Genomic DNA, 25,246 nt, shown 5'->3' on the forward strand with positions numbered 1-25,246 from the left:
CTGTGGCTTATCTCTTATCTAATTAGTGAAAAAATCAGCAATTCGTGAGAATAGGCTTACCTCTTCACTACCAGACGAATCGGAGAAACTGAAAAGATTTGTTTTATCCTCTTTGTCCTCGTATGGTCGATCTGGCTCTATTTTATTATTGACCTTGATTTGCAGTGTTTCTTCGTCTGACGCATCCTCTGTTATTGTCAAAACATAATCGTTGCCGACTTTTTCAAAGGTAACGCCCTCTGCGGAATTAAGTGCTTCCATATCTACAAAATCAAAGTACATATCATCTTTTTCAGTTATCGTGTATGTTCCGACAGGAACTTCTCTCACTGTGATAGTTTCTTTATTGTCAATAGGCACAGAAATTATATCTCCTGTATCTTGATTTTTCATTGTCACTTGGAACTTATACAAAGCATCTTTATCAAGTTTCATGTACTTCCATGCTTCGTCTGTTCCGCTGATTGCTTTAATAAAGCTGAGATTTATGGCATCAGCTCCCTCATATGTATTGATAATGTCAAATTCATTAGCAGGACTACCTGTATAATGCCATAACAAGTTTTGACTATTCGGATAAGGATTGTGCGCTGTCTCTGGATATTCTTTTCCAAACAATTCAGTAACTGTGTAATTAGGCAATGTAGCTCTTGTTCCTGTTACACTTACATCTGCTGGTTCTATAGAATCAATAGAAAATCCATAATAATTATTTCCAGATCCATCTGTTCTCCAATACAAATAAAAATCATTTGTAGGTATATTTACAGTTTGTCCTGCAAGCGTTGTTCCACCCCATTTGCCTAGTTTATAAGTTTCTCCATCTAATTTATAATAGATTTCAACATAGTCATAAGTCACCTTTTCTGTTTGGCATTTACTATTGAATGTAATTGCCAATCCATTACTTGGAAGAACATATTGTACAGTATACCTCTCAACAGGTTCTTCTTCTACAGAATAAACGCATTTAGTTTCATCTGCATTGTAAATAGGTACTTTAGAAAATGTATATTTCCAATCTTTTTCTGCATTAGTTGTGGTTGTCCTATAAACCTTGCCATCTTTTAATAGCTTAATTGTAATGCTCTTGGGACGTTTTGATTCAGTATCTCCTACCCATGTCTTAGTTCCTGATATATCTTTGAAAATATTATCTTTTAAAGTATTTGTAATTTCGTAGCAATCTTCTAATTCATTATATTCGATAGAGCTTGAATACAATAATAATGATTCCTCTTCGATAGTATATCTGTCTGAATCTTCTACCAGCAAATCTGTAAAAGTTACGGATAAATTATCCTTTGTAATAGTCTTTCTATCTACTTCTATACCATCTTTTTTAAGAATAATATCAACACTATCTGGACGCAATTCCCATTTATTATCTTCATCAATCCATATTTTATTAACAGTCAAATCATAATAATCACTAAGACTTACTTTGACGATATTGGAATTTATACCTGTTATAAAATCTACAGGCCTATCATAATCATCAAGTGCATTCCATTGTGTTCGGCATCCATTATAAGATAAAATTTTTCTATTTTCTTCTGGTGGTGCCTGCATCTTTACAAGTACATAAGTCTGAGAATTAGCAGGCAAAACAGCTTTCAATGTTTCATCATCTTTATCAAGATATTCAAAAGCTAAAGATTTTACTTTGCTCTTATCTACTGAATCAGAATATTCTTTCCACGAATTATCTTCTGATAGATTTCCTGCTTTGACATCCTCTGAATAATAGACTTTTACTTTATAGCCTTTCGATTCAGCATAAGACGTATCTACCCCTAAAAACTCTCCATTCCAATGTTTTTTAGTTCCATAAGCCGTTATAAAACTCTGTTCAAAAGAATAAGGATCTTGTACATATTCTTCAATAGAATCATATATAACAAAATTTGTAACATCTGCCGATCCAATTCTTGCTCTTAATTTATAAGTATATTCAGATGCAGGACTTGCCTTTACAGTTCCAGTCGAATAATTACTTTTATCTGTTTGAACGTATTTTGTGACATCTTGATGAGTTGATATTACAGAAGTTATCGTTGTAGTTGCCTTCTGATATGAAATTTTTTCTGTTGTATTTCCATTTTCATTTATATCAGATGCATCAGAATCATATTTTCCATTATCTTGTATACTCATACCTTCATAAAGATTCCCGCCCAACGATTTTCCATAACAATAGTTTTCCCAAACATTTCCGTATTCTAAGAAAGAATCATAGGAAATGGCGTATTTACAGGTTGCTCTTATTCCTAAATAAAGACTACTTGAAGTACTACCAAATATTAATGGATCGTCTGATAAATCTAATTTTATTTCTATCTTTGTTCTTCCTGTATTATTCCAGTTATTACTAATTTTTACAGTTGCATTTTCTTTAAACATTTTCAAATATTCATCTACATTAACTCTTGTTCCGTTTAATCTATAAAGAAATATTTGATTAATGATAGTCGTTGAAGATGGATATAATGTCCCACTCATTTGGTTACTTTGGGAAGAATTTGTTGTTACTATTGATGCTAAAATTTCCTCTTTTGTTGATATTAGTCTCATACCCTCTGGCAGCAAATCATATATAACAAATCCTTTAACAAGACTATTTTCATCATATTGCTCTATATAATTACTATTAAAATTATTATCCATAGAAATTATTCCACCAATATTAAAACTGCCCAAAAACTGTTCATTTGTAGCATCCTGAGTTATACTGCTAAATGATTTAGGACTATAAAGATAATTATTCTTTTTTTTGACTGAATAATAATTCCATAATTGGTATGCACAATCTCTTTGTATATAATGGCCATAAGTTTCTATATCATAATTCATTATTTCTTGTTTTGTAATAGGTGTTACATATGAATCTTCTCCAACATTATTTTGTAAAACGTAATTTCCATCTTTATCTTTAAAATAAACTTGTACATAATCAAAGTTGTAAAGCGTCCCTGTTTGAGAAATATCTTCCTTTTTCATACGGACATAAGTTATAAACGATTCTGCATTAGTACCGATACTTGTCGGTACTAAACTTTCTTTCATATCGTAAATATTAATATACCAACCTACAACTTTATCTTCTTCGGAAAATACCCAAACTCCCTTACCATCTGGATAATATTTTGATTTATCTCCGCCATATCCATTTTTAAACTTTTCATACGAAACATATTCTGTTTCTCCTGCATATCTTATAAATAACTCACAATCATATTTTCCATAAGGTATACTATTTCCATTACCATTTTTTAAAGAAAAACTTTGAATAGAAGAAAAATAATATTCATCATCTTCAAGTTTTACATAATTATTATTTTCATCTGTTGCATATAAAAGATCATCACCAACTCTTACTGTCATGGGTGTTCCTGTATATATAGCTGTAGGAAATAAATACCAACCGCTTGAATTATGCGTCCAATTATTTACAATATCTTGGTATCTCATAGATACATAATCTTTTTTAGATGGCTCATTAGTTGTTTTATCTACTCTATAAAGGTCTCCAGAATATATAAAATCAAATTCAGCTAAATTAATAGTAACAGAAGCGGTATCTAATTTAGCATCTGGTATTCTGTTTCGATATGCTCCATAAATATCTGCTGTGTTTGTTATTATAAGATTTCCATTGTTTTCATTATATATTGATTTAGGATAACCAACATAAATTCCACCTGATTTGTAATCCCATATATATTCCCCATTATCTGATTTCTCTAATAAATTTCCAGAATTATTATAAACTACACATTCATCTGGTATATTGTCATGGATAGTTGCTTGATAGTAATACACATGCAAATCAGGATAAGATTCACTATAATCTGTAGAAGTACTTAATCCCTGTGCATTAAATTTATAATTAACCCAAATATAATCTGATGCATTTTCAGCAAGTCCATCATAAGATGATATTTTTGCTGCTGTTTTCTTCAAAGTTACAGGGACAATATTCCATGGATGTATATATGTCCTTGTGTAATCGAATATAACTTTATTACTTCTGGCAATGTTTTCAATTTCTGCCTGTAATTCTTTGTAGAAATTATGGATACATTCATCTTCAAATCTTTCTGGTGTGTATGGGGTACTGCTACTTGCAGAAGTTTTTATTGAACCATTTTCCATCCAAGGAGTTAATGTATACACAACCTGAATGCTTCCTTCAAAATTAGATTTTTCTTCTATGATATTTGCATTTGTAAAAACCATATCTTCAACAGAACTGTTTAATGAAGTATAAATAGAATCTGATGTTCCTTGATTATATTTAACGCCATTAAAATTCCAATCATAACCTGTATGAGTAGAATCATTTGCTCCCACTATAGAACTCCAACCAAGTCTACTTTCACCACCACCATTTTGGCTTGGGTTAGCATCTTGATTATACATAAGATTTGGAATTTTTATCTTTAATTCTCCAGGGTTGTAAGTTGTCACAGCATTAGTGTTTTTGTAATTTATTTGAACTGTAATTACCCTAGGTATTCCCTCTCCAGCTTCACCATCTGACGCATCCCACTCAATAGATGTTAAGGGTGTTTTTCCATTATCTACTGTTGAATCATAAAAAACAAGACCAAGTTCCCAGTTGTCAGTAGATACTTCTTCATCTTCTGTATCATCACTTTGCAATGACACAGTATTATTTGTTGCTTCTTCTGAATTTTCCATATCGTTTGAGGATATATCAGATATAGATATTTCTTCTGATGTAACATTGTTATCCAGCTTATCGCTATTGGAATCCGTTGCTACTTCTTCCGAAGTAGCATTAGATTCATTCGTACTTGTTGAGATCTCTGTGTTTGAATTATTCAGCGTTTCTTCCCCTGTGTTCGTTCTCACCTCTGATAAGGCATTTACAGGTACTGATGTAAATATGACACAGGCTGCTAAAATCGCTGAAAGAGTTTTCTCTACGGCTTTGCCGATTTTATTATTTTTTTTGATTAACTTCTATCTCCTTTCATATTTCTATTTTAAGTATTGACTTTCATATAGTGAGGATATAACTGCTTTTTACAGCATCTATATAAGAGGATAATAGAGTCAATATTTAAAAATTTTAAGACTGCGCTAGAGGTTTTATTTGTATATGGTAATATACAAATAAAAGAGGATATCCTCTTTTGCGCTTTTGATTTTAGGCAACAAAAAAGTATAGATCTGTTTTCTAATAAAGTTAAAAAACTAAATCCATACCTTTTCTCTAAATTAATTTTAGATCGTAATTTAATTTTAGTCAATATATTTTTTAAATTTCGTTTATACATTTCGTATATAAAATATTTTTTATGCTTTTAAATTCGTTTTCCATTACAGCGAAAACGAAAAAAGAATCATTTATGGATTTGCTTCCATTGGGAAGATATATATTTTTAGCTTGCTAAAAATATATGCTGACCTTTGGAAGCAATAAAGGGCGTAGACTTGTCGCTGGTTATCTTTTAAAGTTTGCGCTGGTAAGCCAAACTTTAACAAGATAAACAGCGACTAACACATGCGAGAACGTAAATTCCCAGCCGACACAGTTTCGGCAGCATAAAAAACTTGTGCCATTTCTGGCACCTTATTATGGGCGTTTCAGCCCCTTATTGATTTTGTCTTGATATTTACTATATTTCGCTATATAATTGAGCTAATTTTTAAGAAAGGATAGACTGGCTATGCAATTTCTAAATCGTGATTTTTATAACAGCAATAATATTCTTGGCTATATTAATTCTTCAATACAGGCATTAATAAACATGAATACTGTGATTTTAAGCCGAAAAGAGTATATGCTTTTTTTCTATATTAAGGAGGATTTTACTGCAAACTACTTTTCTCTATATACTGCCGACATTGATTTAGAATGTCTGGGTTTTTCTGTTCTTCAGCGAAATACCCGTCACTCCATCGAAGCATTTCTTGATTTAGTTAATCTCAGCCATGATTCAGATTATTTATCTGTTATGGAACATTGTGCTGACAGAAATAAACAGTATAACTCTAAATATCATTCTATACTCAGGGGATCATGTAATATTCCCAAAAAATATAAAATAGCAACACAAATGTACAATGAAAATATTCCTAGAGATTTATTGACCATATCATCAAAAACTAATAATTATACACATCCTAATGTTTTTGTAGATATTTTGAATTACAATGACTATGATAAAAAATTGGAAATTCTGAGAAATTTGTTAAGTGCAAACCTCTATACATTGACTTCAGCATATAAATTAATATTAAAAATATTCAATAATAATATGACACCTATATTGACATGCCCCACTTGTCCTTTTCCCAATCCTTACTTTAAAAATTGTAGCCAGTGTTTTCTCAATGAAGAGGCAAGATTTCAAAATCTAATAAAAAATGCATTGATTACATACACAAATCCTTTCCAGAATCCATATTATCAATAATCTCCAAACCAGTAGAGCAATCTGCTGGTTTTCTTTATTTCATTTATATTTTATCGCTTTATTGTGCATATTGCATAAACAATATTTCGTTTTATTTTGTTCTTTTTAGCAAATGTTGACAAAAAACGTATTTCCGTAATAAAATATAATCACAAGTTATTAGATGTTTCTTTTCAGAAACTCAAAGTAAAATATATATCCCTGAGCAAGCTCGTAGCCGAGACAGTTGCCAGAGGGATGACGGAGCATGAAGCTCGTCACTTTTAAGTAATAGGTATTCTTTTCACAAGAATCTTAAGTTTAATGTCTATATCCTTGAACTAGCTCGTAACAGTCGAGACGAATGCAAGAAGGATTTTAAAGTCTAGGCAGGATTACAGATCGGCAATATAATCCCTTATTTTGTCAATTAAATATCTGCAAATAGTGATAACTATTTGAATTATCCTTTTAAATTTTTAATGAGGTCTTTTTGTATTGCAACAAAGACGCTCTTTATATAGATAAAGAAGCCATGCTTGCTTCTGGATGTTATGTTCCACGTTTCTTTAGTGAGATGTGTGCATATAAAGTAACTCGTAAATTTTTATTTCACAACGCCTATCCATTCCCATGGTAATGGATAAATAAAGGCTAAACCCTGACCATGCTTTAGATTTGAACGAATCTAAGGGAATAAAAACAGGAGGTAAACAGATTATGAGTAAACAGTATACGGGGAAGTCGCTTGAAGAGCGGCAACAACAAATGGCAGAGATTTTGAAAAATCTCGAAGATGGCGTAAAAGAGGTATTCACATCAGAGAATTATGTGAGGTATTTGGAAACATTTAGCAAATTCCATAACTACAGCTTCAATAACACAATTCTCATTCTGATGCAATGCCCGACAGCAAGTCATGTGGCATCCTACAAGGACTGGACAGAAAAATTCCATAGAATTGTGAAGAAAGGTTCTCGTGGAATTAAGATTCTTGTTCCTACTCCAAAAAAATATTATGTGGAAGAAGAATGTTCCAGAGCCGATGGAAGCAAATACACAAAAAAAGTGGAACACAGAAAATTATACTTTAAAATTGGGCATGTGTTCGATTACTCCCAGACCACAGGTGACGAGCTACCATCATTAGCAAGAAATTTAGAACTTGAAACACCAGAACTGAACCAACTACTTAGCAAGTTATTCGCAACATCTGAGGTGCCGATCAAATACGATTACGACCTCAAAGAAAACGACGCAAACGGCTATTATAGTCCTATGAAGAACGAGATATGTTTAAAGCCTGCGCTTGCGGCTTTACATAAGCTAAAAACCATTATTCACGAATATAGCCACTACTATCAAGAAACGCTTTTTAAAGAGCATACAAAAGACTTTGATCGTGACACAAAAGAAGTTGTCGCTGAAAGCTGTGCTTACTGCGTGATTGAAATGCTTGCGAATGAAACCAATATGGAAAAGCTCTCCAGTGAAGAATATAGCTTCGGGTATATCGCTTCTTGGGGAAGTAAGGATTTAAAAGAATTAAAATCAACACTGGATATCATTTCTAAACTTTCTAACCTGATCTTTGATTGGGTATCTAAGCAATTTGTTGTTTCATAATAGCTTTTACTCATAAGTATTTGTCTCCAGATTGGAGGTATATCAAATGGGTAAAAAATCCAACATTACTCACCAATGTTTAAAAGAATTAAATAAGCAAAAAAAGTTTGGCGAATCTAAATTCGAGGCAAAGCAGGCTGCTAAAAAATCTGGTGAAAGTGCTGCTACTGTAAGAGGTATCTATAGCACAAACACTTATAACAGCTATGTAAAAGTCTGCAAACAATTTATTGCTGATACTATTGCAAACCATAAGGAAGTGAAAACCTTTAAGGATTGTAAAAAGTATGTCACAGAATTTCTTCAAAATAAGGAAGATGCTGGTGCTTCAGCGTGGACTCTTGCTCAATATGGATGCGCCCTTGCATCTGCCTATAACTGCGGAAAGAATGATTTTAACTATGATTATCCTGTCCGTCACAGAGCAAATATCAAGCGTTCCAGGGGCGTCAATTCCTCTGATTACCGTTATCCAGAAGAACGCTGGGATAAAGCAAAGTTAATCCTAAAAGCTACTGGATGCCGAAGAGCAGAGGCTCTAAGGCTTAGAAAAGAAGATTTTAGGGAAGGCAAAGACGGCAATCTGGAAGTGTTTAAAAAGGGCAAAGGCGGCATTGAGCGTTGGTGTTTAGTAAATCCCAAATACGTTGAAGAACTAAGAGAATTTCTAAAAAACGCTGAAACATATCCTGTAAACGGAGAAAATAGGTTGTTTCTAAAAGCACAGTTGCCACAAGGCAGTATTCACGATATGAGAGCTGATTACGCAAAAGACTTATATCAATACTATGAAGCTCGTGGCGACGTTGCTACAGGCAAAATATATCACTGCAAGGCTGATATGATTGGACATTCATTCGATAAAGGCATCCTTGCGGCGGTAAGCTATAACTTGCAGCATTCCAGAAATAGCGTTGTCGTAAACAACTATCTTTGGAAATAAGCAAAGAGAAGTAAATAAATATTGATAGTAATAGGAGAATTAAAAATGACAGTAGATAAAAAAACACTCAGCCAGCTTCAAATTGCTATGAAGCTCGATGAGTACAAGTATGAAAAAAGTAACCAACAGTATTTTCAAGAAATGCCCGTTATAGGCTTGTTTGATTCACAAATAATTTTCATTAATGGCTATCTTGAAATACTTGAGAACAAAGACGGCGATAAGGCAAAGGAATTTGCTGAGATGGTTGATAGCATCAAAAAAGAAAATGATCGCTATCAGGAACTTATCAAAGGAGGCTCAAAAAGCTCTTTAATAAAAAAATACGAAAGAATCACAGCTTACCTTATCCGTCAATTAACTAAGTATGACAGCTTATATTAAGCAGAAAGACAAAATAATGTATGAGCAAATGAAAGAAGAATTGTTACAAGCTATGAGAAATATATTAGCCGACAATTCAAAAATAATTACTTTTACAGTTTATACAAAAAGGCAAAGATTTGACGCTTTTATTATCTCACAGCCAGATTCCTTTGCCAGCCCTATCTTCTACTTTGGAGACTATTTCAATTCTTATATGAAAAATATATCTCCAGAAGATTTGGCAAAAGAAATTGTTGGAATTTATTACTTATCCGACAATATAGGCTCACTTTTAAACTTAGCGTTTTGAGCCAGACAATTTAATAGACAACTGAATATAGAAAAATAAATATACCCTAAAAGAGAAAAGGAGAAAAGAACTATGATTAAAACAACATTGAATTGGACAATTAAGAACTTAAAGGCAATGCACGACAGCAAGGAAACCTTAGACTTTGACCATCCTATTCAGAGGCAGTCGGCACAGTGGACAAACCTCCAGCAGAGCCTGCTTGTACATAGTATTTTGGCAAACTTCCCTGTTCCTGCAATCTATGTGGAAAAAACAGATTCCGCTGAAACAGACGATAAGGGAAAAGCAATCTATAAGTATTCTGTACTTGATGGCAAGCAGAGAATGACAACTATTTTTTCATTCATCAACGGCGATTATGCTCTGAATGAAGAAACTCCAGCGGCTGAGGTTGAAGGCGAAACATATGAACTTGCTGGCAAAACTTTTGAAGAACTTGACGAGGATGTTAGACAGGAATTATTACGTTTTAAGTTTTCCATCTTTGCGTTTGAGGATGCAACGGATGACGAGATTGAAGAAATCTTCTTCCGTCTGAATAATTCCACACCACTTAGCAAGCCGCAGAAGGCAAGACCTTTAATGGGAACTGAAAATGCAAGATTTATCAATCAGATTCTCACTGGCAGCTTTTTTACAGAAAAGTGTAATTTTAGCAAGCTCCAGTTAAGGAAGTCCGATGATATGTGTACCCTTTTGCAGAGTATGATGCTTTTGGATCATAAGTATGGCGATTATGAATATGCATCCATTTCCGCTGATGAAGTTATGAAATACAGTGCTGCTATTAAGAATAACTATTCCGACAGCCAGAAAGACCTGCTTTTGGAAATTATTGATTATCTGGATGAGGCTTTTGACGACAAAGAAAAAATGCTCAAAAAGATTAATATTCCCATGGTAGTTATGATGGCGGATGTAGCAATGAAGAAAGATATTGAGCCTAACGAATTTCACGATTGGTTTCTTTATTTCTTTGTAAGTTGCAAGGATTACAGCCAGTATTGTAGTAGCGGCTCTATCAAAAAGGAAAAAGTTAATGGAAGGCTTTCTACCATGGAAGCTCACTTCACGAAGCACTTCAAACTGGAAGATTCTGCCGAGGCAGAAGATCCTGAAAGTGAAGAAGATACACCAGAAACTGATTCCGATGACACTGTAGACGAAGAAACCACTTCCGACAATGAAGAGTTGGTAGACGCTTGCGAAACTTCTAGCGAAGAAGAAAATGCTGAAACCAGTGACACAGAATCCTTTACGGAAGAAAGCGAATCGGAAGATACTACACAGGAAGAAGATTCTTTTATGAATCCTCCTGCAGAAGTCTCCGAAGAAGAAGAACTTTCCGACAACAATGAGGTTTATCTGGTTGAACAAGACGCATAAGCTGTACTAAGAATATTGTAAATCGCTTTAGGGGTATTATCACTTTTGGTAATGCCCCTTTTATTCTAAAAAAGGAGAAAGACTGCTATGAAGTTTAAAGTTTTTAAGGCATCACAAACATTATATATTCCGCTATTTGAAACGGAAAACGAAGAAGAAGCCAGAAAGTTTTGCGAACAGAATAACTGGGAATTAAAAGACGAAAATGATTTTGTTTGGGAATTGTATTACGAAACATATTACTCATAGTAGAGAAATTTAAGAAAGAGAAAAACTACTATGGATATAAGATTAACAGGAACACAAAAAGAAATTGATAAAATTGTAGCAGATTTTGAAAATTACTATGACGTTATTAGCGTAAGCACTCCTTACGCCAATACACGAAAACAAGTAAAGTCACAAGAGGTTAGAGTTTATGCAAAACTGAATATGACCTACATTGACGAAAACGGATCTGTTCAGAAGATTTAAGAGAAAGGATACAGGAAAAATGATGGATTTAAAAAATACAGAGGTAAAAGAAATAGCAAGATACTTTTCATATGAGGTGAATAATTTTTTATTCAAACCTGCGAAAATTGCAACGGAGCAGATTGATTCTCCCGACATGAAAGATTTAGACCTGTGCTGGATTAAGCTTCTTTCTGATAAGAACTACAGGACTGATCTTAGAAATGAGCAGTCGGCAAAAATTGGACGCTTACTAGCTACTGTTCCATTTATCAGAACAAAAATAGATTCTGTAGATAACAGTAAAATGGCAGAGGTTGCAAAGATTATGTCCTGTGACCATAGAACATTACAGCAAACTTTTTCTAGCCTTATCTTCTATCACTTACAGCTTACCTGTAGTGAGACGGAAACAGCCAACCTGACGGATACACTTGGTGATAAGTTTTATATGTTGCCCTTAATCTAAGCACTCAAAGGAGAATACGAATATGAGCAAATTATATGATTTAGTGGAACTTTTAGAAAACAATGACGAATGTGTAATTTTAAAAGTCAAAGATAATATGCAGATGCAGCTTATTTGTCTGGGATGTTTCAATGGAAATGAAACTATGTTCAGATTAACCAAAGGTGACAATCATACCTGTACTATATTTTCAAACACTGGAAAATCTTTTTCTTGGCAATGGGGTATTTCTGGTCATATTTTGGTAACTGATTCCGTAAATAAATGCAGATCATTGATAGAGCATTGTATTACAGATGATTTTGGAATAAGCATAGAACCCTGAAAACCCAGCGCATAGATAAGGAGAATACGAATATGAGCAAATTATATGGATTAGTAGAAGTTATGGAAGATGTAAAGGCATATTTTAACGAACATTTGCCTAAATACACTGTTTTGAATGTAAGAAGAAAATCATACCATCCAGACGATTCCTATCTTTATATGGTATCGGCAAAGAAAAATGACGATACATATGCAGTCTGGACTTGCTGGAATGAAGAAACTAAGAGCCTAAACTATGGGCATTATAACTTAGCCAGCGAAGAAGATTGCAGGAAGTTAATGGATGAATTTTATTATGATAAAAAATAATAAGGAAATGGGGTAGAGGTTAGTTTTCTACCTCTATCCCATTCTCTAATGCAAATATCTTTGTTTGCAGTTTGAGATATTGTGTATGCAGCTTATGGTTTTCTTCTATAAGCTCATCCATCACAGGCTCCATGCCTTGGAGCGATGGCAGATCCGCAAGATAGCGAAATTTCTTCATTCTCTTCTTAGCATCTTCTTTAGATTCCCCTTTATAAGCAGACAAGTTATGTTGGCAGTATTCCTTATAATACTCGATTAAAGTTCTAAGCTCTTTGTCATTATAGATTGTCCGTCTGGCTATTCCAGTCATCTTGGATATGTTGTAAATGTCAATCGGACGACCTTGCTCTAATGCTTTGCAAACAGCTTCTCTTACCCTGTATTTAAGCCCAGCACTGCTCTCTTTGCTTAAATCTACCAGTTTTGCTGAATATGGTGACTTCTCTATTTTCATCGTAAAATACTCCTTAAAATTCTTAATGTGATTTACACATATATTGTATGTATGTTGTATGTATCATACCATAAAAAGTATTTGTGAACAATAAAAAGAGGTCACGAATCCAACCGTTTATAGCAGATTTTTAAAAACGCAATCTTCTGTTACGATTTTTGCATAAAGATTAGCGCTATTCTTTGCACTTTGAAAATTTAAGAAAGGAGGAACCAGCATGGAAATCAAAAGTGTTACAAAGGCTGTCGGCACCATTTATTTTTTGGTGGGTGATAACAATAGACCTATTATGCCAGTCTATCGCTTTATGTTACATATGATGAGTAATGGTTTTAGCACCAATACCACTAAGACATATGCCCAGCACTTAAAGCTCTATTATGAATGGCTTTCCCTTGTGGGACTTGATTATCACTCAGCAGTTGGTGTCGGGCAGAATAAAAAATCAGTAGTTTTGTCAAACTTATCCGCTTTTAAATTCTGGCTCAAATATCCAGACTTCAATGAGAATCTTATTCCCATCAATGGATATGTAGCCAAGAGGCAAGCTATTACTGTAAACCAGATCATGAATGCTGTCCTTTCCTTCTATGATTTTTTGGAATTTGACGAAGGAATAGATACGCTACATCTTTATAAAGAAACACGCAAAAATTCTCAATTTGGCTCTTTTTTATCAGAAATGACTTTGAAAAAAGAAAAGAAACTTACCTCTATTTTAAAGGAGAAAGTTCCTAAAAAGAGAATTGAATATGTTACCCGAAGCCAATATGAGCTTCTTTACGAAAAAGCAACAAACCAGCGCAATAAAATTATCATCGGACTTATGTTTGAAGGTGGTCTTAGGGTTTCAGAAGTAATTGGATTAAATATTTCAGACCTTAGAGATATTAGAAACAACAAAATCTATATCACAAAAAGAAACGATCCAAACAATCCTGATGCCGCTGTGAAATATGATTCAGAAGGCACTGTATTTGTGTCAGATACTCTTGCTAGAGAAATTAACAATTACTTAATTGAAACTTTATCAGATATTGATACAGATTATGTCATCATCAATTTATACAGGGATACAAACAAATATAAACCTATGAGACGTGACACCATTGAAGATATGGTTTCCAAACTTGGCAAAAAAGTAGGCATTGAAGGACTTCACCCTCACATGCTCAGGCATGGACTGGCTGTGGATATGCTCCAGAAAGGCTCTGATATGGTGGAGATCAAAGATACATTGCGACACAAAAACGTCAATACAACTGCTTCTATATATGCAAAAGCAGACACACCTACAAGGCAGGCTGCTATGAAAACATATTATGATAAAGCAAATAAAGATTTTCACCCAGAGGGCATGTCTACGGATGAATTTGTAGACTTTCTATTACAAGATATGGAGGATTAATACTATGGCGAAGATTATAGACATGGCGAAAAGCCGAAAGAAACCATCTATAGAAAATGCAGGAAAAAGCTGTATAGCCTGCACGACACCACAGGAAAGCAAAACTTTGGAACTGTTAAATAAAGATACTCTGGAATTGAAATCAATCCCCTTTAAAGATGTAAGTAAACGCTTCTATAAAGTTGTGATTGATTTCACCTTGATTAAAAACGATACATCAAGACAGCAATTCAGAGATTTACTTTTTTCCATTTTCTGTAGAGAAATTCCTTACAAAAGGGCTTCTGACAGAATCTACTATGTTTTGAGACTGGCTGGATTTATGTCAAACCTTGATGGAATCACAGAAATTCCAGACAATAATCTCAGAGATCTTTTTAATAAGTATTGCGATGAAAATCATTATGCTAAGGATTGTAAAAAAATCATTATTACCTGTAAAAATACTTTGCTTGAAATGTATGATACAAGAAAAGGTTTTGAAAGGGATACTTGGGATAGTAGCATATTTAAAGTATCCGATGAACGAGTAAATAAGTCGTCCAGTGAATATAACTTTTATTTCAGACAAATTGAAAATGTGGAAAACAGAGAATATGCAAAAAAATATATAAAGTATCTGCTTGGATGTACAGAACAATCTCTTTCAACAGTAATAAACTATTTTTCACACATCTGTAGGTTTTGCGATTTTATCTACCCCAAAAGCATACTGGATGTTACAGAGAAAGACTTTAGAAAATACTTGGATTTTAAAAAGGAACTGTCGAATGATGCTTATAACCATAATATCTCTCGCATATATGGCATGTATGAATACCTAACAGTAGAAGGTATTATGAAGAATCCTATTCCTGTAGATTTAGGAATGTGCAGGAAAAACAAACATAAAGCATCTGATGAGCTTGTATCTGAGCATGTAATATTACAGATTTTCAATAATATCCACAAAGCTCCTTTTAATTATCAGCTTATGTATTTAATCAATTATTGTACAGGTATGAGAATTTCTGATGTATGCCAACTTAAAATTGATTGCTTATACACAGATGGAAAAGATGGTTACTTTATTAGAGTCAATATATGTCAAAAGATGAAAAAAACAATCATGAACTTCATTCCTAAATCTCTATTTGAAAAAATTCAAGAGCAAATCAAAATTATCACTGCTCTTGACTATGAAGAAGAATACCTCTTTCCGTCAGAGAGAAAAAGGAATCATCCATACAATGCTCTTACTTTTAGACATAACTTCAAGGTATTATGCAATGAATGGGGTATTACAAACGAGGATGGAACACTTTACAATTACACAACACATAGTTATAGACGCACAATTTCTACTGACCTATATCAAAACTATAACGTGCCAATCGTCACAATACAAAAAGCTGTTCTTTGGCATAAAGAAATACAAATGACACTTTCCTATGTAAAGCGTCCAGATGAGTTTAGAAAAATGAAAGCTGATAGATATTTCTCAAAAGCAGGAGCAACGGAGCTTTCCGAATGGCTGAAAGAAAATCTGCAAGATTATATATTGCCTAATGGTGTATGCGGACTATCTCCAAAATTAGGAACTTGCCCTGCTGTAGATGCTTGTCTGTCATGTCCACACTTTATGACATCAAAAAAGTTTTTGCAAATACACAAGGAACAACTTGAAAAAATTAAAATAAGGCTTGTGATATATGAAGCAAATAACTGGACACCAAATATCCTCACAGCTAAAAGGCAAATTGAAGAACTTGAACATATCATACAAAAAATAGAAGAAGAGGAGGGAGTTAATGCCAGCGAAACAATTAAAGTTAATACCAGCACTACCAACCTTTGATATTCCAGATAAATATAAAGAAGATGAGTGGAAAATTAAAGAATGGGATATTTATATAAATGCTCCAGCAAAAAGAAAATCTGACTGGAACGCCCGTTCAAATACTACGGATAATATTTTTAAATTTACTCTCTGTAAAAACCCATTTATTGCAGAAGAGTTCAAATATTTCATGTATTACATAATCGAAATTAAGCAAATTAGAATCAATACATTTGCTGAATACTATGATCGCTACAAAATTCTTGCTGAATATGTCAATACATATATGGTTAATAGTGAAAGTATTCTTGAGCTGGAAGATTTATCTCTATTTGAGTTTTTCCTCTCTACACATAAGAAAAACAAGACTACTATTGAAAATGGCATACAGTTTGTTGGTGAAGAATTTAAACGAGCAAGCAGAAGAAGTAGATTTACCACTTTTATTACCTATGCACAATCTATAATAAGACAATACTATGAGAAAGACATTCCAGAAACCAAAAAATTAATCTGGCACCCTCAAAAGTTTTCTTTCTGTAAATATATGGAAAGTGATAAGGTATTAGATTTTAGAGAAATCAAGAATCCATCTACGTTAAAAAATGTGCAGGATTTTTGCTTATTCAAATTAAGAGAGATTACTTTTGGTGCTGTATATGCGTATCTTTTTGATTTAAAGATATTCATTCGTTGGTTAGATGAAAACCACCCTCTAAAAAGTCTTGCCGACTTAACCAGACCTATTTTGGAAGAATATTTTACTTGGATAAGAACAAACAGCGGCTATAATTCTCGCAAAGCAAATGTTGCTATACTCAACTTAAAAGTATTCCTTGACTGGGGACAACTACTCGAAAGAGATAATATGCCACAGACTATGTTAATGTTAAACAATGATTACACTTTGAAAATCAAAAAGGAGAGTCGCTATCTTACAGATGAAGAAGTAAAAGCACTACTAAATGTTCTTCCTCAAATGCCAAAACTTTACGGACGCATGGTTTATTGTCTGTTGTTTCTTGGTATGCGATTCTGTGAGTTGGCAAAATTAGATGTTAATGCCATCAAACAAAATGATGACGGAAGTTACTACCTTGATTTATGGCAATTCAAAACACAAGCAGTAAATAATAAACCTATCTTTGAAAATACCATAAGAATCATGAAAGCAGAGATAGAACGAAATAAAAAGCGTTTTGGCGAAGAGAATGTAAAATATGTTTTTGTTACAGATAAGAACACGCCCGTCAATATTGGAACAATAAATGAAAACATCAATAAGATACTCGTCAAAAACAACGTACTTGGTAGAGATGGAAAAGTGCTTCATGTTACCACCCATAGATTCAGGGCAACAGTAGCAACTAATCTAATCTCCGAGGGTACAAGCGTTGATATAGCTGCTCAACTATTAGGTCAAACCACATTAAGCTCTCTGAGTCACTATGCAACAGTTACGACTGATGTCGTAAAAGAGCAATTAAAACCAAGACTTGAAAAAGATGATATGCTCATTCGCAACATTGGGAAAGGAAAAGACATGGCTGAAATTATTCCAGAAAAAACAGTTGCTCTTTGTAACGGCTATTGTGGTAAAAATCCTTTGACCACTCCATGTGCAAAAGCAAATGCTTGTTTTAACTGTTCCATGTTCATTCCAAGTATTCAATATCTAAATGCTTACAATATACAGCTATTGGAGATTGAGGCAACTGTTAAAATAGCTGAGGCGAATGGCTACTCCATGATGCTTAAAAAAGCTCTTAGAGATAAAGAGGCTCTGGAGAACATCATTTTAAAACTAGAGAAAGGGGCAAAGAAAAATGACAGCTAAAGAAAAAAAGATGGCTGGCGTTAAAAAACATAATGAAGCCGTTAAACAGAAAAAAGCTGATGATGTGAAGAAAGCCATCAATAAACTACGAAAAGAAGGAGAATTTACTCTTGCCGATCTTTGCAGAGAGGCAAATGTAAGCAGGACTTATTTTTCTAAGCATCCAGATATGAAAGAATTGGCTGATAAATACATAACTCCAACTGGATACTGTAAAAACAGAAGTAAAGATTCAGCCGATACCTATATTCAAATCCTCAAAAGAGAAAACAGAGATTTGAAGAAAGCACTGGATAAAATAAAAAAGGACATTATTTCTGAAAATAAATACAAAGAAAAATATGAAGAAGCCTTAGAGGAGATTAAAAAACTCAAATCTCAATTAGACGAGGCATATAGCCTTAATTTACCAGACCATTTATAATCACTCTAACTTCACCGCAAAAAGGCAAGTAACTCAGGTTGCTTGTCTTTTTACATAGAAAAGCCTTTAAACAGAGGCTTTCCTACAGGAATTATATAAACTCTGTAATAAATACCGAAAACAAGGGATTATAGGGGTGGTAGCTCCGTATATACCAATGATCCTGTCAGGCCGCATTCTGAGTGCGGTCTTGAGAAGGTCTGCCATGGAAATCTCCTGCGACTCTTCAATGTTGGCTGCCCTGCACTCCAGCCTGACCAGATTGGGAATCCCCTGTATCTGCAGCTCCGCGTTGTCCTCAATGGTTATGATCCTCTCATCCCCTGGAATGAAGGCGGACAGTGCATTCAGCATAGTTGTCTTCCCTGCCCCGGTTCCCCCTCCTATGAGGATTGTGTACTTGGCCTGCACCAGAGGGATCAGCATCCTAAGTGCCTCCTCAGTCACACTTCCCAGAGACAGCAGCCGCTCCATAGTGACAGGCTCCTCCGGGAACTGGCGGATGGTGAGGATCGGGCCGTTCAGCGCCGCGGGTGCTATGACCGCATTGACCCTGGAACCGTTCTCCAGTCTGGCATCCACAATAGGGTGCAGAGTATTGATGACCCGGTTGCACCTTCCGGCGATCTGCTGTATCACATCATCCAGTTTTTCCGGGGATGTAAAATGTTTCCCCCAGGGGGAGAGCTTTCCTTCCCGCTCCACAAAAATGTGCTGCCAGCCATTCACCATGATCTCCGTAACGCCGGGATCCTCCAATAGCTCCTGCAGGACATCCAGTTTCCGGACGGAGCAGAATAGTTCCTGCCGCAGTGCGCTTTTCTGCCCAAGGTTCAGGCCCAGCATTCTTCCCTCCTCCATGATCAGGCTGTCAATAAGCTCCATCACCTCCTCATCCGTACTCTCCCACATGCTGTCCAGCCTTTCCATCAGACGGCTCCTAAGCTCAGAAAATGCCTCCATCCTGCACCTGCTTTCTCACATAATCTCCGAATCTTCCGGAGGTAAGGCACTCCGGCCACGGCATCTCCCCTTCCCCGTCCACCGGCGGCAGGAGAATCCTCTTTGTCTTTTCCAGTACATCCTCTCTTCCCGCAGTTTTCAGCCATGTCTCATACTGGGCAAGCTTCGCCGCGGAAATCCGGTCCTGCAGAACAGGCATATAGATCCTGCTGCATTCATCCAGCAGCCCTGACGCCCGGCTGACCCCTGTGCCAAAATCAAGGAGAAGCACCTGATATGTGCTGTAAAGTCTCAGCTCCTCGAACAGGACCTGCCACTCTTCCTGTGTCACCTGTTCCACATCCTCCGGGATGGTGACCGGAGGAACATAATGCATACCCCCGGCCTCCCGCACCATTGCGGCAAGCTGTACTGCGGGCTGGCCTTTCTTCTGCCTTATGCAGTAAAATAAATCTCCCAGGTTCCGCTCAAAGCTGCAGGAAAGCAGGTCCTCAAAACCGGAGTAGGCTTCGAGGTTCAGAAAGAGAACAGAATACCGTACTGCCAGTATCTGGCCCAGCGCAAGCGCATAAGAAGTTTTGCCCGTCCGGCCCAGAGGGGAATAGACTCCCAGAATGTGCATCTTCCTTCCCGGAGAGGCCCCGCTTTCCTCTGACCGTACTTCTTCCCCATAGAGGGCTGTTACCTCCTGCATGATTCTTTCGCAGGACTGGTACTTTGACACAGCGGGCAGCTCTACCGGCGCTGTGCCGTTCTCCTCGTCCAAAATCACAAGCCTGCCCACAGGCAGCTCCCTGATCTCAGGGCACATGGTCCCCTCCGCAACCAGCAGCAGCTCCACAGAATGCTGCCTGGCATAGCTGCAGACCTTATCCGCCCCGGTAAAAGCAATAAACTCAAAGGGATAGTGCCCCTTCCTCTCCAGCCATGCGGTGAAGCTGCAGGCATAAGACGCCTCCTCATCGCAGACTGCCAATATCTTCTTTCTCAACAAAAACCTCCCGCATACAGCATGATCCCCAAGAGTATCGGCACGGTAAAGTGCAGATTCTCCGCCTGCGCGCCCTGCCTCCTGTATGGTACAGGGCAATGCTTCTCTTTACAAACTTTCAGATAGTGGAAAAAATAAGAAAAACGCTCCCGCAGATTCCCGCAGGAAATAAGAAATGCCAAAGATAAAACAGCGCCCAGAATAAAGGCACAGAACATCCCTTTCAGGATACCGCAGCTTCCCAGGATTCCGCCCATGACAGCCATAAGCTTGATGTCACCTGCCCCCATCATACGGAAGCAGAACAGCGGAAACAGCAGAACCAGAGGCAGGAATACCCCGCCCAGATAAAATGGGATTCCACCTGCGCCGTGCAGCAGCCCCTGGCATACTGCGCCTGCCGCAAGCCCCAGAACGATCCATCTGTTCGGCACTTTTTCCAGGAATAAATCCGTGCAGACTGCCCCGGCGGAAAAAAACAGTGCCATACCTGTCTCTAAAGACATAAAAACACCTCTCTTCACTATTTACTTTTGTGATCAACGTGGAATCCATCTGCCGAACGGCTGATTAAAACAGAAAAGCTAACGACTTAGCTTGAAAATGATTATATACTTCCCGGTGCCTCTTGTCCATAGAAAAAATAACCAAAACGTCTTTTTGGCAACCCTTCACAAAATTACTATTTGCAATAACGGTCATTTTCAGTTAAAATAGTATATTATACAATCAGATGGCCTGAAAATGGTTATATGCCGAAGGAGAATCGCTATGGGTATCATTGTATTTTTAGGAGACAGCATTACCGATGCCGGCAGAATGACATCTGACAATCCTCTGGGAGACGGATATGTCAGCGAGTTCGCGGCCTATATTACAGGAACTGACCCCAACTGGCGGGTTTTGAATAAGGGTGTGGACGGCAATATCACAGAACGAATTGCCGGTGTACTGCAGAGGGACTGCATTTCCTACCACCCGGATTATGTAAGCATCCTGGTAGGGATCAATGATGTGGGCCTTATTGTACAGGCTGATGTCTCAGAGCAGGAGAAGCTCTATATGCTGGAGGACAGTATCCGGGCTTACCACGAAATGCTGTTTGATCTGTCCAGAGAGACCACAGCAGCAGTTATCACACTGGAACCGTTTATTTTTCCGAAACAGGGAAAATACGATGACTGGGTTCCCTGGCAGCACAAAATGTCCAAAAATATCCGCAAGCTTGCCAGAAATTACAGTGCGCATTTCATCCCGCTGCAGAAGCCTCTGGAACAGGAAATCGAGAAGCACGGTTACGACGCCATCACCACAGACGGCATCCACCTGACCGTCCTCGGACAGAAGGTTCTGGCGGAAATCGTCAGAAATGCTTTTAAATTGTAAGCGTTGCTCCTTTGCTCAAATGCAAAAGAACTGTCGCGGAATGTTGAAACCCCATCCATACAGGTGCTTCAATATTCCGCAACAGTTCTATTTTTTTACTCTTTTACCGTAAACGCGGCAAACTCCGCCCCGGCTGCCCGGGCCAGATCCACCGGGTTTACCTTTATGGTGGAGCCGATCCTTCCACCGCTCACATAGATCTCACTGTATTTCTCTGCACTCTCCTGGATGATGGTCTTATACTTCTTTTTCATGCCAAGGGGGCTGCATCCGCCCCTGACATATCCCGTCACTGCTGTGATGTCTTTTACATGGATCATCTCAATGGACTTTTCTCCCAGCACTCTGGCCGCTGCTTTTAAGTCCACTTCCTCCGCGATGGGGATGACCAGTACATAGTATTCCTTACTTTTCCCCTGCGCCACCAGGGTTTTAAAGGACTGCTCCACGGGGGCGCCGGTCTTCTCTGCCGTGTGCAGACCGTCTATGAACTCGTCGCACTCGTAGGTGATGGTCTCATAGGAAATTTTATTCTTATCCAGGATTCTCATGGCATTTGTCTTCACTTCTTTGTCTTTGTTTTTTGCCATTTTAACCACACTCCTAAACTTTTAATTTCTTCATGAACCGTTTAAAGAGGACCACTGCCGCTGCTGCTGCAATGAGCTCTGCCAGCGGAAATGTGACCCACACGCCGTATATACCCCAGATTCTGCAGAACAGTGCAGACAGCGGCACAATGATCACAAGCTGCCTCAGCATGGATATGATAAGAGAATGAAGGCCCTGTCCCAGCGCTTCAAAAGAACCGGAGAGTACACATCCCACTGTGGACGCCACAAAACCAAGACTGATGATCCGCAGCATGGGAACACCCAGTCGCATCATCTCATCCCCGGCGTCAAACAGCTTCATGATCCGCTCAGGGCAGGCCAGAAAAAGTACGGTTCCCAGAAGCATAATGGCCCCTGCCAACTGCAGGCTGCTTTTCAGTGTCTCCATCATCCTCTTTCTGCTGCCGGCGCCGTAATTATAGCTCATAATGGGTCGCATTCCCTGCACAACGCCGTTAGCCGGCATATACACAAAGGACTGGATCTTAATGTAAAGCCCAAACGCAGCGATAGCTGTCCCGGAAAATGCTGCCAGTATGGAGTTCAATGCCCCCACAAGCAGGGAAGGCATAGACATCATAATGGCAGAAGGAATTCCCACCATATAAATCTTCTTTACAATCCCCCGGTCAAAATAGAAACCGTGAAAGTCCAGTTTTACCTGGGTACATTTCTTCAGATAGCAGACCATGGCTATGATCCCCGCTGTGATCTGCGCTGTGACAGTGGCAACAGCCGCTCCCTTCACTCCCATGGCGGGAAATCCCAGCAGGCCGAAGATCATGATGGGATCCAGGATAATATTCAGCACCGCGCCCATAGCCTGAAAGAGCATGGGAAGCACCATATTTCCCACAGACTGAAAGATTTTCTCTGCAAAGAGGTGATACATGCTCCCGAAAGAAAAACAGAGCACTATGCCTGCGTACTCACAGCTCATCTTGTAGATCTGGGCATTGTCAGTGAACATTCCTATAAATGGTTTCACCAATAAAAGGCCAATCAGTATAAAAAGAACGCTGTGCACGCCTGTCAGCACAATACCATGGGTCGCAGTCGACTCTGTCTCTTTCTCATTCTTGGCCCCAAGAGCTCTGGCAACGCAGGCGTTCAGGCCGATGCCGAAGCCAACGGACACTGCCAGAATCAGATTTTGAAGGGGATAAGCCAGGGAAACTGCTGTCAAAGCATCTTCACTGACCCTTGCCACATACATGCTGTCCACAATATTGTAAAGCGCCTGGATCATCATGGACACCATGGGCGGTATGGACATGGAAACAAGAAGAGGAAGTATCTTTTTTGTTCCCATGATATTTTCTGTCTGTTTCATTTTAAGTCATTCCTTTACCTTAGAGCGGGTTTGAAAAATTTTCAAACACACTCTAGTCATACATGGTTGTTGATAGATAGTGGTCTCCCGTATCCGGAAGCAGTACCACTATATTTTTTCCTTTATTTTCAGGGCGTTTTGCCAGTTGTGCGGCTGCCCACACAGCAGCCCCGGAGGAGATTCCTACAAGAATACCTTCACACTTTGCAATATCATTTCCTGTTTTATAAGCATCCTCTGTTGTGACACAGATCACTTCATCGTAAATATCCCTGTCCAGAATACCTGGAATGAAATTAGCCCCAATACCCTGAATGCCGTGAGCCCCGGCCTGCCCTCCTGATAAAAGCGGGGACTCCGCAGGTTCAACTGCAACGATCTGAACAGCAGGATTCTGCTTTTTCAGAAATCTGCCGGTGCCCGTCAGGGTTCCCCCTGTTCCCACTGTGGCTACAAAGATATCTACGTTACCGTCTGTATCCCTGTAAATCTCCGGTCCCGTGGATGCCTCATGTGCCGCCGGGTTGGCCTCATTATCAAACTGTCCCATAATGACAGAGCCGGGAATGCTCTTTTTAAGCTCCTCTGCCTTCTCGATGCTTCCCTGCATTCCCTTGCTGCCGTCAGTGAGGACCACCTCAGCTCCATAAGCCTTAAGCAGTTTCTGGCGCTCCGCGCTCATGGTTTCCGGCATGGTAAGAATCGCACGGTATCCCTTGGCTGCAGCTACGGAGGCAATACCGATTCCCGTATTTCCTGAAGTGGGCTCTATGATCGTGGCGCCCGGTTTCAGCTTCCCTTCCTGCTCTGCCTTTTCAATCATGCTCAGGCCGACTCTGTCCTTTGCGCTTCCGGCCGGGTTAAAATACTCCAGTTTTGCGATAATGCGTGCCTGCAGTTCATATTTTTTTTCATAATTACACAGCTCCATAAGAGGTGTGTGGCCGATAAGCTGTGCTGCGCTTTTTTTAATATTTTCCATATAAGTCCACTCCTTTAAGATTTTTCCGTTTCTCTTCATCAGATAAAAGCATAGACTATGCCGGTTTTGTTTGTCAATGCATTTTCCCATGTTTTTCGCACATACTAAAAGAAATGGTGAAAGGAGATGCGCGAAATGAAAGATAATTCTGAAAACTGCCACAGAGGAGGCGGCAAAGGCGGAAGAGGCCAGGGAGGCGGCAATGGAGGAAAGGGCGGCAGCAAGGATGCCTACCATGTGGAATCCAGCTCCTCCGATGGACTGGACGGTCAGGCAGCCATGGAAATGACAGGACTTATGTATAAACCGCCCGCCAGCCAGGCAGAACTGGAATCCTATAAAGAGGTCTATCCATTCTCTCCCGAACAATATACGGAGGAATGAGACGTTTCCCGTATAAAGGGCGGAGCTGTGT

The 25,246-nt window shown here is 38.0% G+C and carries 25 protein-coding genes; 17 read left to right on the top strand and 8 right to left on the bottom strand.

The window, feature by feature from the left end; translation table 11 throughout:
• Nucleotides 1-18: 18 nt before the first annotated feature.
• Nucleotides 19-4,878, bottom strand: a complete 4,860-nt coding sequence (locus WMO65_RS10475) for a Cna B-type domain-containing protein (protein ID WP_148391682.1) — start codon at nucleotides 4,876-4,878, stop codon at nucleotides 19-21.
• A gap of 821 nt (nucleotides 4,879-5,699) precedes the next feature.
• On the opposite strand from WMO65_RS10475, the gene WMO65_RS10480 reads away from it, so the two are divergent.
• The 11 genes from WMO65_RS10480 (at nucleotide 5,700) to WMO65_RS10530 (ending at nucleotide 12,620) form a co-directional block, all read left to right on the top strand.
• Nucleotides 5,700-6,449: a hypothetical protein gene (locus tag WMO65_RS10480; protein ID WP_256157703.1), complete on the top strand. Its 750-nt coding sequence runs from the start codon at nucleotides 5,700-5,702 to the stop codon at nucleotides 6,447-6,449.
• Nucleotides 6,450-7,148: 699 nt separating this feature from the next.
• Entirely contained in the window at nucleotides 7,149-8,054 is a 906-nt protein-coding gene (locus WMO65_RS10485; protein WP_148391680.1) for an ArdC-like ssDNA-binding domain-containing protein, read from the top strand.
• A gap of 46 nt (nucleotides 8,055-8,100) precedes the next feature.
• Nucleotides 8,101-8,997 (top strand): site-specific integrase, encoded by an 897-nt coding sequence (locus tag WMO65_RS10490; protein WP_148391679.1) that lies wholly within the window; start codon nucleotides 8,101-8,103, stop codon nucleotides 8,995-8,997.
• Nucleotides 8,998-9,042: 45 nt separating this feature from the next.
• Entirely contained in the window at nucleotides 9,043-9,381 is a 339-nt protein-coding gene (locus WMO65_RS10495) for a hypothetical protein (protein ID WP_148391678.1), read from the top strand.
• A gap of 16 nt (nucleotides 9,382-9,397) precedes the next feature.
• The gene (locus WMO65_RS10500) at nucleotides 9,398-9,673 is read left to right on the top strand and encodes a hypothetical protein (protein ID WP_343309762.1); all 276 of its coding nucleotides are present in this window, start codon (nucleotides 9,398-9,400) and stop codon (nucleotides 9,671-9,673) included.
• Between the two features lie 72 nt (nucleotides 9,674-9,745).
• The gene (locus WMO65_RS10505) at nucleotides 9,746-11,062 is read left to right on the top strand and encodes a DUF262 domain-containing protein (protein ID WP_148391676.1); all 1,317 of its coding nucleotides are present in this window, start codon (nucleotides 9,746-9,748) and stop codon (nucleotides 11,060-11,062) included.
• An 87-nt stretch (nucleotides 11,063-11,149) separates the two neighbouring features.
• On the top strand, nucleotides 11,150-11,311 hold the full coding sequence (locus WMO65_RS10510; RefSeq protein ID WP_256157701.1) for a hypothetical protein: 162 nt from the start codon (nucleotides 11,150-11,152) through the stop codon (nucleotides 11,309-11,311).
• 30 nt (nucleotides 11,312-11,341) lie between these two features.
• On the top strand, nucleotides 11,342-11,536 hold the full coding sequence (locus WMO65_RS10515; RefSeq protein WP_148391675.1) for a DUF3970 family protein: 195 nt from the start codon (nucleotides 11,342-11,344) through the stop codon (nucleotides 11,534-11,536).
• 19 nt (nucleotides 11,537-11,555) lie between these two features.
• Nucleotides 11,556-11,984, top strand: coding sequence for a hypothetical protein (locus WMO65_RS10520; RefSeq protein ID WP_243128783.1), 429 nt, complete (start codon nucleotides 11,556-11,558; stop codon nucleotides 11,982-11,984).
• A 22-nt stretch (nucleotides 11,985-12,006) separates the two neighbouring features.
• A complete protein-coding gene (locus tag WMO65_RS10525; RefSeq protein WP_148391674.1) occupies nucleotides 12,007-12,309 on the top strand; it encodes a hypothetical protein in 303 nt (100 codons plus the stop codon).
• 32 nt (nucleotides 12,310-12,341) lie between these two features.
• Entirely contained in the window at nucleotides 12,342-12,620 is a 279-nt protein-coding gene (locus WMO65_RS10530; protein WP_148391673.1) for a hypothetical protein, read from the top strand.
• A 19-nt stretch (nucleotides 12,621-12,639) separates the two neighbouring features.
• Here the strand turns inward: WMO65_RS10530 and WMO65_RS10535 are convergent, their stop codons facing one another.
• Nucleotides 12,640-13,074 carry a hypothetical protein gene (locus WMO65_RS10535; RefSeq protein WP_148391672.1) on the bottom strand — a complete coding sequence of 145 codons (435 nt, stop codon included), beginning with the start codon at nucleotides 13,072-13,074 and terminating at the stop codon, nucleotides 12,640-12,642.
• A 217-nt stretch (nucleotides 13,075-13,291) separates the two neighbouring features.
• Here WMO65_RS10535 and WMO65_RS10540 point away from each other — a divergent pair, with 217 nt between their 5' ends.
• From WMO65_RS10540 to WMO65_RS10555, 4 genes are read left to right on the top strand one after another with little or no spacing between them, the layout of a single operon-like run.
• Nucleotides 13,292-14,482 carry a tyrosine-type recombinase/integrase gene (locus tag WMO65_RS10540; RefSeq protein ID WP_148391671.1) on the top strand — a complete coding sequence of 397 codons (1,191 nt, stop codon included), beginning with the start codon at nucleotides 13,292-13,294 and terminating at the stop codon, nucleotides 14,480-14,482.
• A gap of 4 nt (nucleotides 14,483-14,486) precedes the next feature.
• Nucleotides 14,487-16,319, top strand: a complete 1,833-nt coding sequence (locus WMO65_RS10545; protein WP_148391670.1) for a tyrosine-type recombinase/integrase — start codon at nucleotides 14,487-14,489, stop codon at nucleotides 16,317-16,319.
• The gene (locus WMO65_RS10550) at nucleotides 16,273-18,138 is read left to right on the top strand and encodes a tyrosine-type recombinase/integrase (protein ID WP_349064114.1); all 1,866 of its coding nucleotides are present in this window, start codon (nucleotides 16,273-16,275) and stop codon (nucleotides 18,136-18,138) included. The genes WMO65_RS10545 and WMO65_RS10550 overlap by 47 nt, the downstream gene beginning before the upstream one ends.
• Nucleotides 18,128-18,562 carry a DUF6262 family protein gene (locus WMO65_RS10555; RefSeq protein ID WP_148391668.1) on the top strand — a complete coding sequence of 145 codons (435 nt, stop codon included), beginning with the start codon at nucleotides 18,128-18,130 and terminating at the stop codon, nucleotides 18,560-18,562. Before WMO65_RS10550 ends, WMO65_RS10555 begins: the two co-directional genes overlap by 11 nt.
• Nucleotides 18,563-18,628: 66 nt before the next feature.
• Here the strand turns inward: WMO65_RS10555 and WMO65_RS10560 are convergent, their stop codons facing one another.
• Genes WMO65_RS10560 through WMO65_RS10570 form a run of 3 tightly spaced genes read right to left on the bottom strand, consistent with a single transcriptional unit; the run spans nucleotide 18,629 to nucleotide 21,022 of the window.
• Nucleotides 18,629-19,525: a TadA family conjugal transfer-associated ATPase gene (locus WMO65_RS10560; protein WP_148391667.1), complete on the bottom strand. Its 897-nt coding sequence runs from the start codon at nucleotides 19,523-19,525 to the stop codon at nucleotides 18,629-18,631.
• A complete protein-coding gene (locus WMO65_RS10565) occupies nucleotides 19,509-20,516 on the bottom strand; it encodes a P-loop NTPase family protein (RefSeq protein ID WP_033142714.1) in 1,008 nt (335 codons plus the stop codon). The genes WMO65_RS10560 and WMO65_RS10565 overlap by 17 nt, the downstream gene beginning before the upstream one ends.
• On the bottom strand, nucleotides 20,513-21,022 hold the full coding sequence (locus WMO65_RS10570; protein WP_033142713.1) for a prepilin peptidase: 510 nt from the start codon (nucleotides 21,020-21,022) through the stop codon (nucleotides 20,513-20,515). Before WMO65_RS10570 ends, WMO65_RS10565 begins: the two co-directional genes overlap by 4 nt.
• A 265-nt stretch (nucleotides 21,023-21,287) precedes the next feature.
• Between WMO65_RS10570 and WMO65_RS10575 the strand changes: the two genes are divergently transcribed.
• A complete protein-coding gene (locus WMO65_RS10575; protein WP_148391666.1) occupies nucleotides 21,288-21,902 on the top strand; it encodes a GDSL-type esterase/lipase family protein in 615 nt (204 codons plus the stop codon).
• 95 nt (nucleotides 21,903-21,997) lie between these two features.
• On the opposite strand, the gene ybaK is transcribed toward WMO65_RS10575, so the two are convergent.
• From ybaK to cysK, 3 genes are read right to left on the bottom strand one after another with little or no spacing between them, the layout of a single operon-like run.
• Nucleotides 21,998-22,492: a Cys-tRNA(Pro) deacylase gene (gene ybaK, locus WMO65_RS10580; RefSeq protein ID WP_054350442.1), complete on the bottom strand. Its 495-nt coding sequence runs from the start codon at nucleotides 22,490-22,492 to the stop codon at nucleotides 21,998-22,000.
• A gap of 13 nt (nucleotides 22,493-22,505) precedes the next feature.
• Nucleotides 22,506-23,849 (bottom strand): MATE family efflux transporter, encoded by a 1,344-nt coding sequence (locus tag WMO65_RS10585; protein ID WP_148391665.1) that lies wholly within the window; start codon nucleotides 23,847-23,849, stop codon nucleotides 22,506-22,508.
• 52 nt (nucleotides 23,850-23,901) lie between these two features.
• A complete protein-coding gene (cysK, locus tag WMO65_RS10590; protein WP_148391664.1) occupies nucleotides 23,902-24,831 on the bottom strand; it encodes a cysteine synthase A in 930 nt (309 codons plus the stop codon).
• A 135-nt stretch (nucleotides 24,832-24,966) separates the two neighbouring features.
• Here cysK and WMO65_RS10595 point away from each other — a divergent pair, with 135 nt between their 5' ends.
• Nucleotides 24,967-25,215: a hypothetical protein gene (locus WMO65_RS10595; protein WP_148391663.1), complete on the top strand. Its 249-nt coding sequence runs from the start codon at nucleotides 24,967-24,969 to the stop codon at nucleotides 25,213-25,215.
• Nucleotides 25,216-25,246: the final 31 nt, after the last annotated feature.

It is taken from the genome of Blautia caccae (assembly GCF_040095955.1).
Taxonomy (GTDB): domain Bacteria; phylum Bacillota; class Clostridia; order Lachnospirales; family Lachnospiraceae; genus Blautia; species Blautia celeris.

Excerpts from the sequence above, each read along its gene's own strand:
- WMO65_RS10480 (WP_256157703.1), top strand. The coding sequence starts at position 5,700 with ATGCAATTTCTAAATCGTGATTTTTATAACAGCAATAATATTCTTGGC.
- WMO65_RS10485 (WP_148391680.1), top strand. The coding sequence starts at position 7,149 with ATGAGTAAACAGTATACGGGGAAGTCGCTTGAAGAGCGGCAACAACAA.
- WMO65_RS10490 (WP_148391679.1), top strand. The coding sequence starts at position 8,101 with ATGGGTAAAAAATCCAACATTACTCACCAATGTTTAAAAGAATTAAAT.
- WMO65_RS10495 (WP_148391678.1), top strand. The coding sequence starts at position 9,043 with ATGACAGTAGATAAAAAAACACTCAGCCAGCTTCAAATTGCTATGAAG.
- WMO65_RS10500 (WP_343309762.1), top strand. The coding sequence starts at position 9,398 with ATGTATGAGCAAATGAAAGAAGAATTGTTACAAGCTATGAGAAATATA.
- WMO65_RS10505 (WP_148391676.1), top strand. The coding sequence starts at position 9,746 with ATGATTAAAACAACATTGAATTGGACAATTAAGAACTTAAAGGCAATG.
- WMO65_RS10510 (WP_256157701.1), top strand. The coding sequence starts at position 11,150 with ATGAAGTTTAAAGTTTTTAAGGCATCACAAACATTATATATTCCGCTA.
- WMO65_RS10515 (WP_148391675.1), top strand. The coding sequence starts at position 11,342 with ATGGATATAAGATTAACAGGAACACAAAAAGAAATTGATAAAATTGTA.
- WMO65_RS10520 (WP_243128783.1), top strand. The coding sequence starts at position 11,556 with ATGATGGATTTAAAAAATACAGAGGTAAAAGAAATAGCAAGATACTTT.
- WMO65_RS10525 (WP_148391674.1), top strand. The coding sequence starts at position 12,007 with ATGAGCAAATTATATGATTTAGTGGAACTTTTAGAAAACAATGACGAA.
- WMO65_RS10530 (WP_148391673.1), top strand. The coding sequence starts at position 12,342 with ATGAGCAAATTATATGGATTAGTAGAAGTTATGGAAGATGTAAAGGCA.
- WMO65_RS10535 (WP_148391672.1), bottom strand. The coding sequence starts at position 13,074 with ATGAAAATAGAGAAGTCACCATATTCAGCAAAACTGGTAGATTTAAGC.
- WMO65_RS10540 (WP_148391671.1), top strand. The coding sequence starts at position 13,292 with ATGGAAATCAAAAGTGTTACAAAGGCTGTCGGCACCATTTATTTTTTG.
- WMO65_RS10545 (WP_148391670.1), top strand. The coding sequence starts at position 14,487 with ATGGCGAAGATTATAGACATGGCGAAAAGCCGAAAGAAACCATCTATA.
- WMO65_RS10550 (WP_349064114.1), top strand. The coding sequence starts at position 16,273 with ATGCCAGCGAAACAATTAAAGTTAATACCAGCACTACCAACCTTTGAT.
- WMO65_RS10555 (WP_148391668.1), top strand. The coding sequence starts at position 18,128 with ATGACAGCTAAAGAAAAAAAGATGGCTGGCGTTAAAAAACATAATGAA.
- WMO65_RS10560 (WP_148391667.1), bottom strand. The coding sequence starts at position 19,525 with ATGGAGGCATTTTCTGAGCTTAGGAGCCGTCTGATGGAAAGGCTGGAC.
- WMO65_RS10570 (WP_033142713.1), bottom strand. The coding sequence starts at position 21,022 with ATGTCTTTAGAGACAGGTATGGCACTGTTTTTTTCCGCCGGGGCAGTC.
- WMO65_RS10575 (WP_148391666.1), top strand. The coding sequence starts at position 21,288 with ATGGGTATCATTGTATTTTTAGGAGACAGCATTACCGATGCCGGCAGA.
- ybaK (WP_054350442.1), bottom strand. The coding sequence starts at position 22,492 with ATGGCAAAAAACAAAGACAAAGAAGTGAAGACAAATGCCATGAGAATC.
- WMO65_RS10585 (WP_148391665.1), bottom strand. The coding sequence starts at position 23,849 with ATGAAACAGACAGAAAATATCATGGGAACAAAAAAGATACTTCCTCTT.
- cysK (WP_148391664.1), bottom strand. The coding sequence starts at position 24,831 with ATGGAAAATATTAAAAAAAGCGCAGCACAGCTTATCGGCCACACACCT.
- WMO65_RS10595 (WP_148391663.1), top strand. The coding sequence starts at position 24,967 with ATGAAAGATAATTCTGAAAACTGCCACAGAGGAGGCGGCAAAGGCGGA.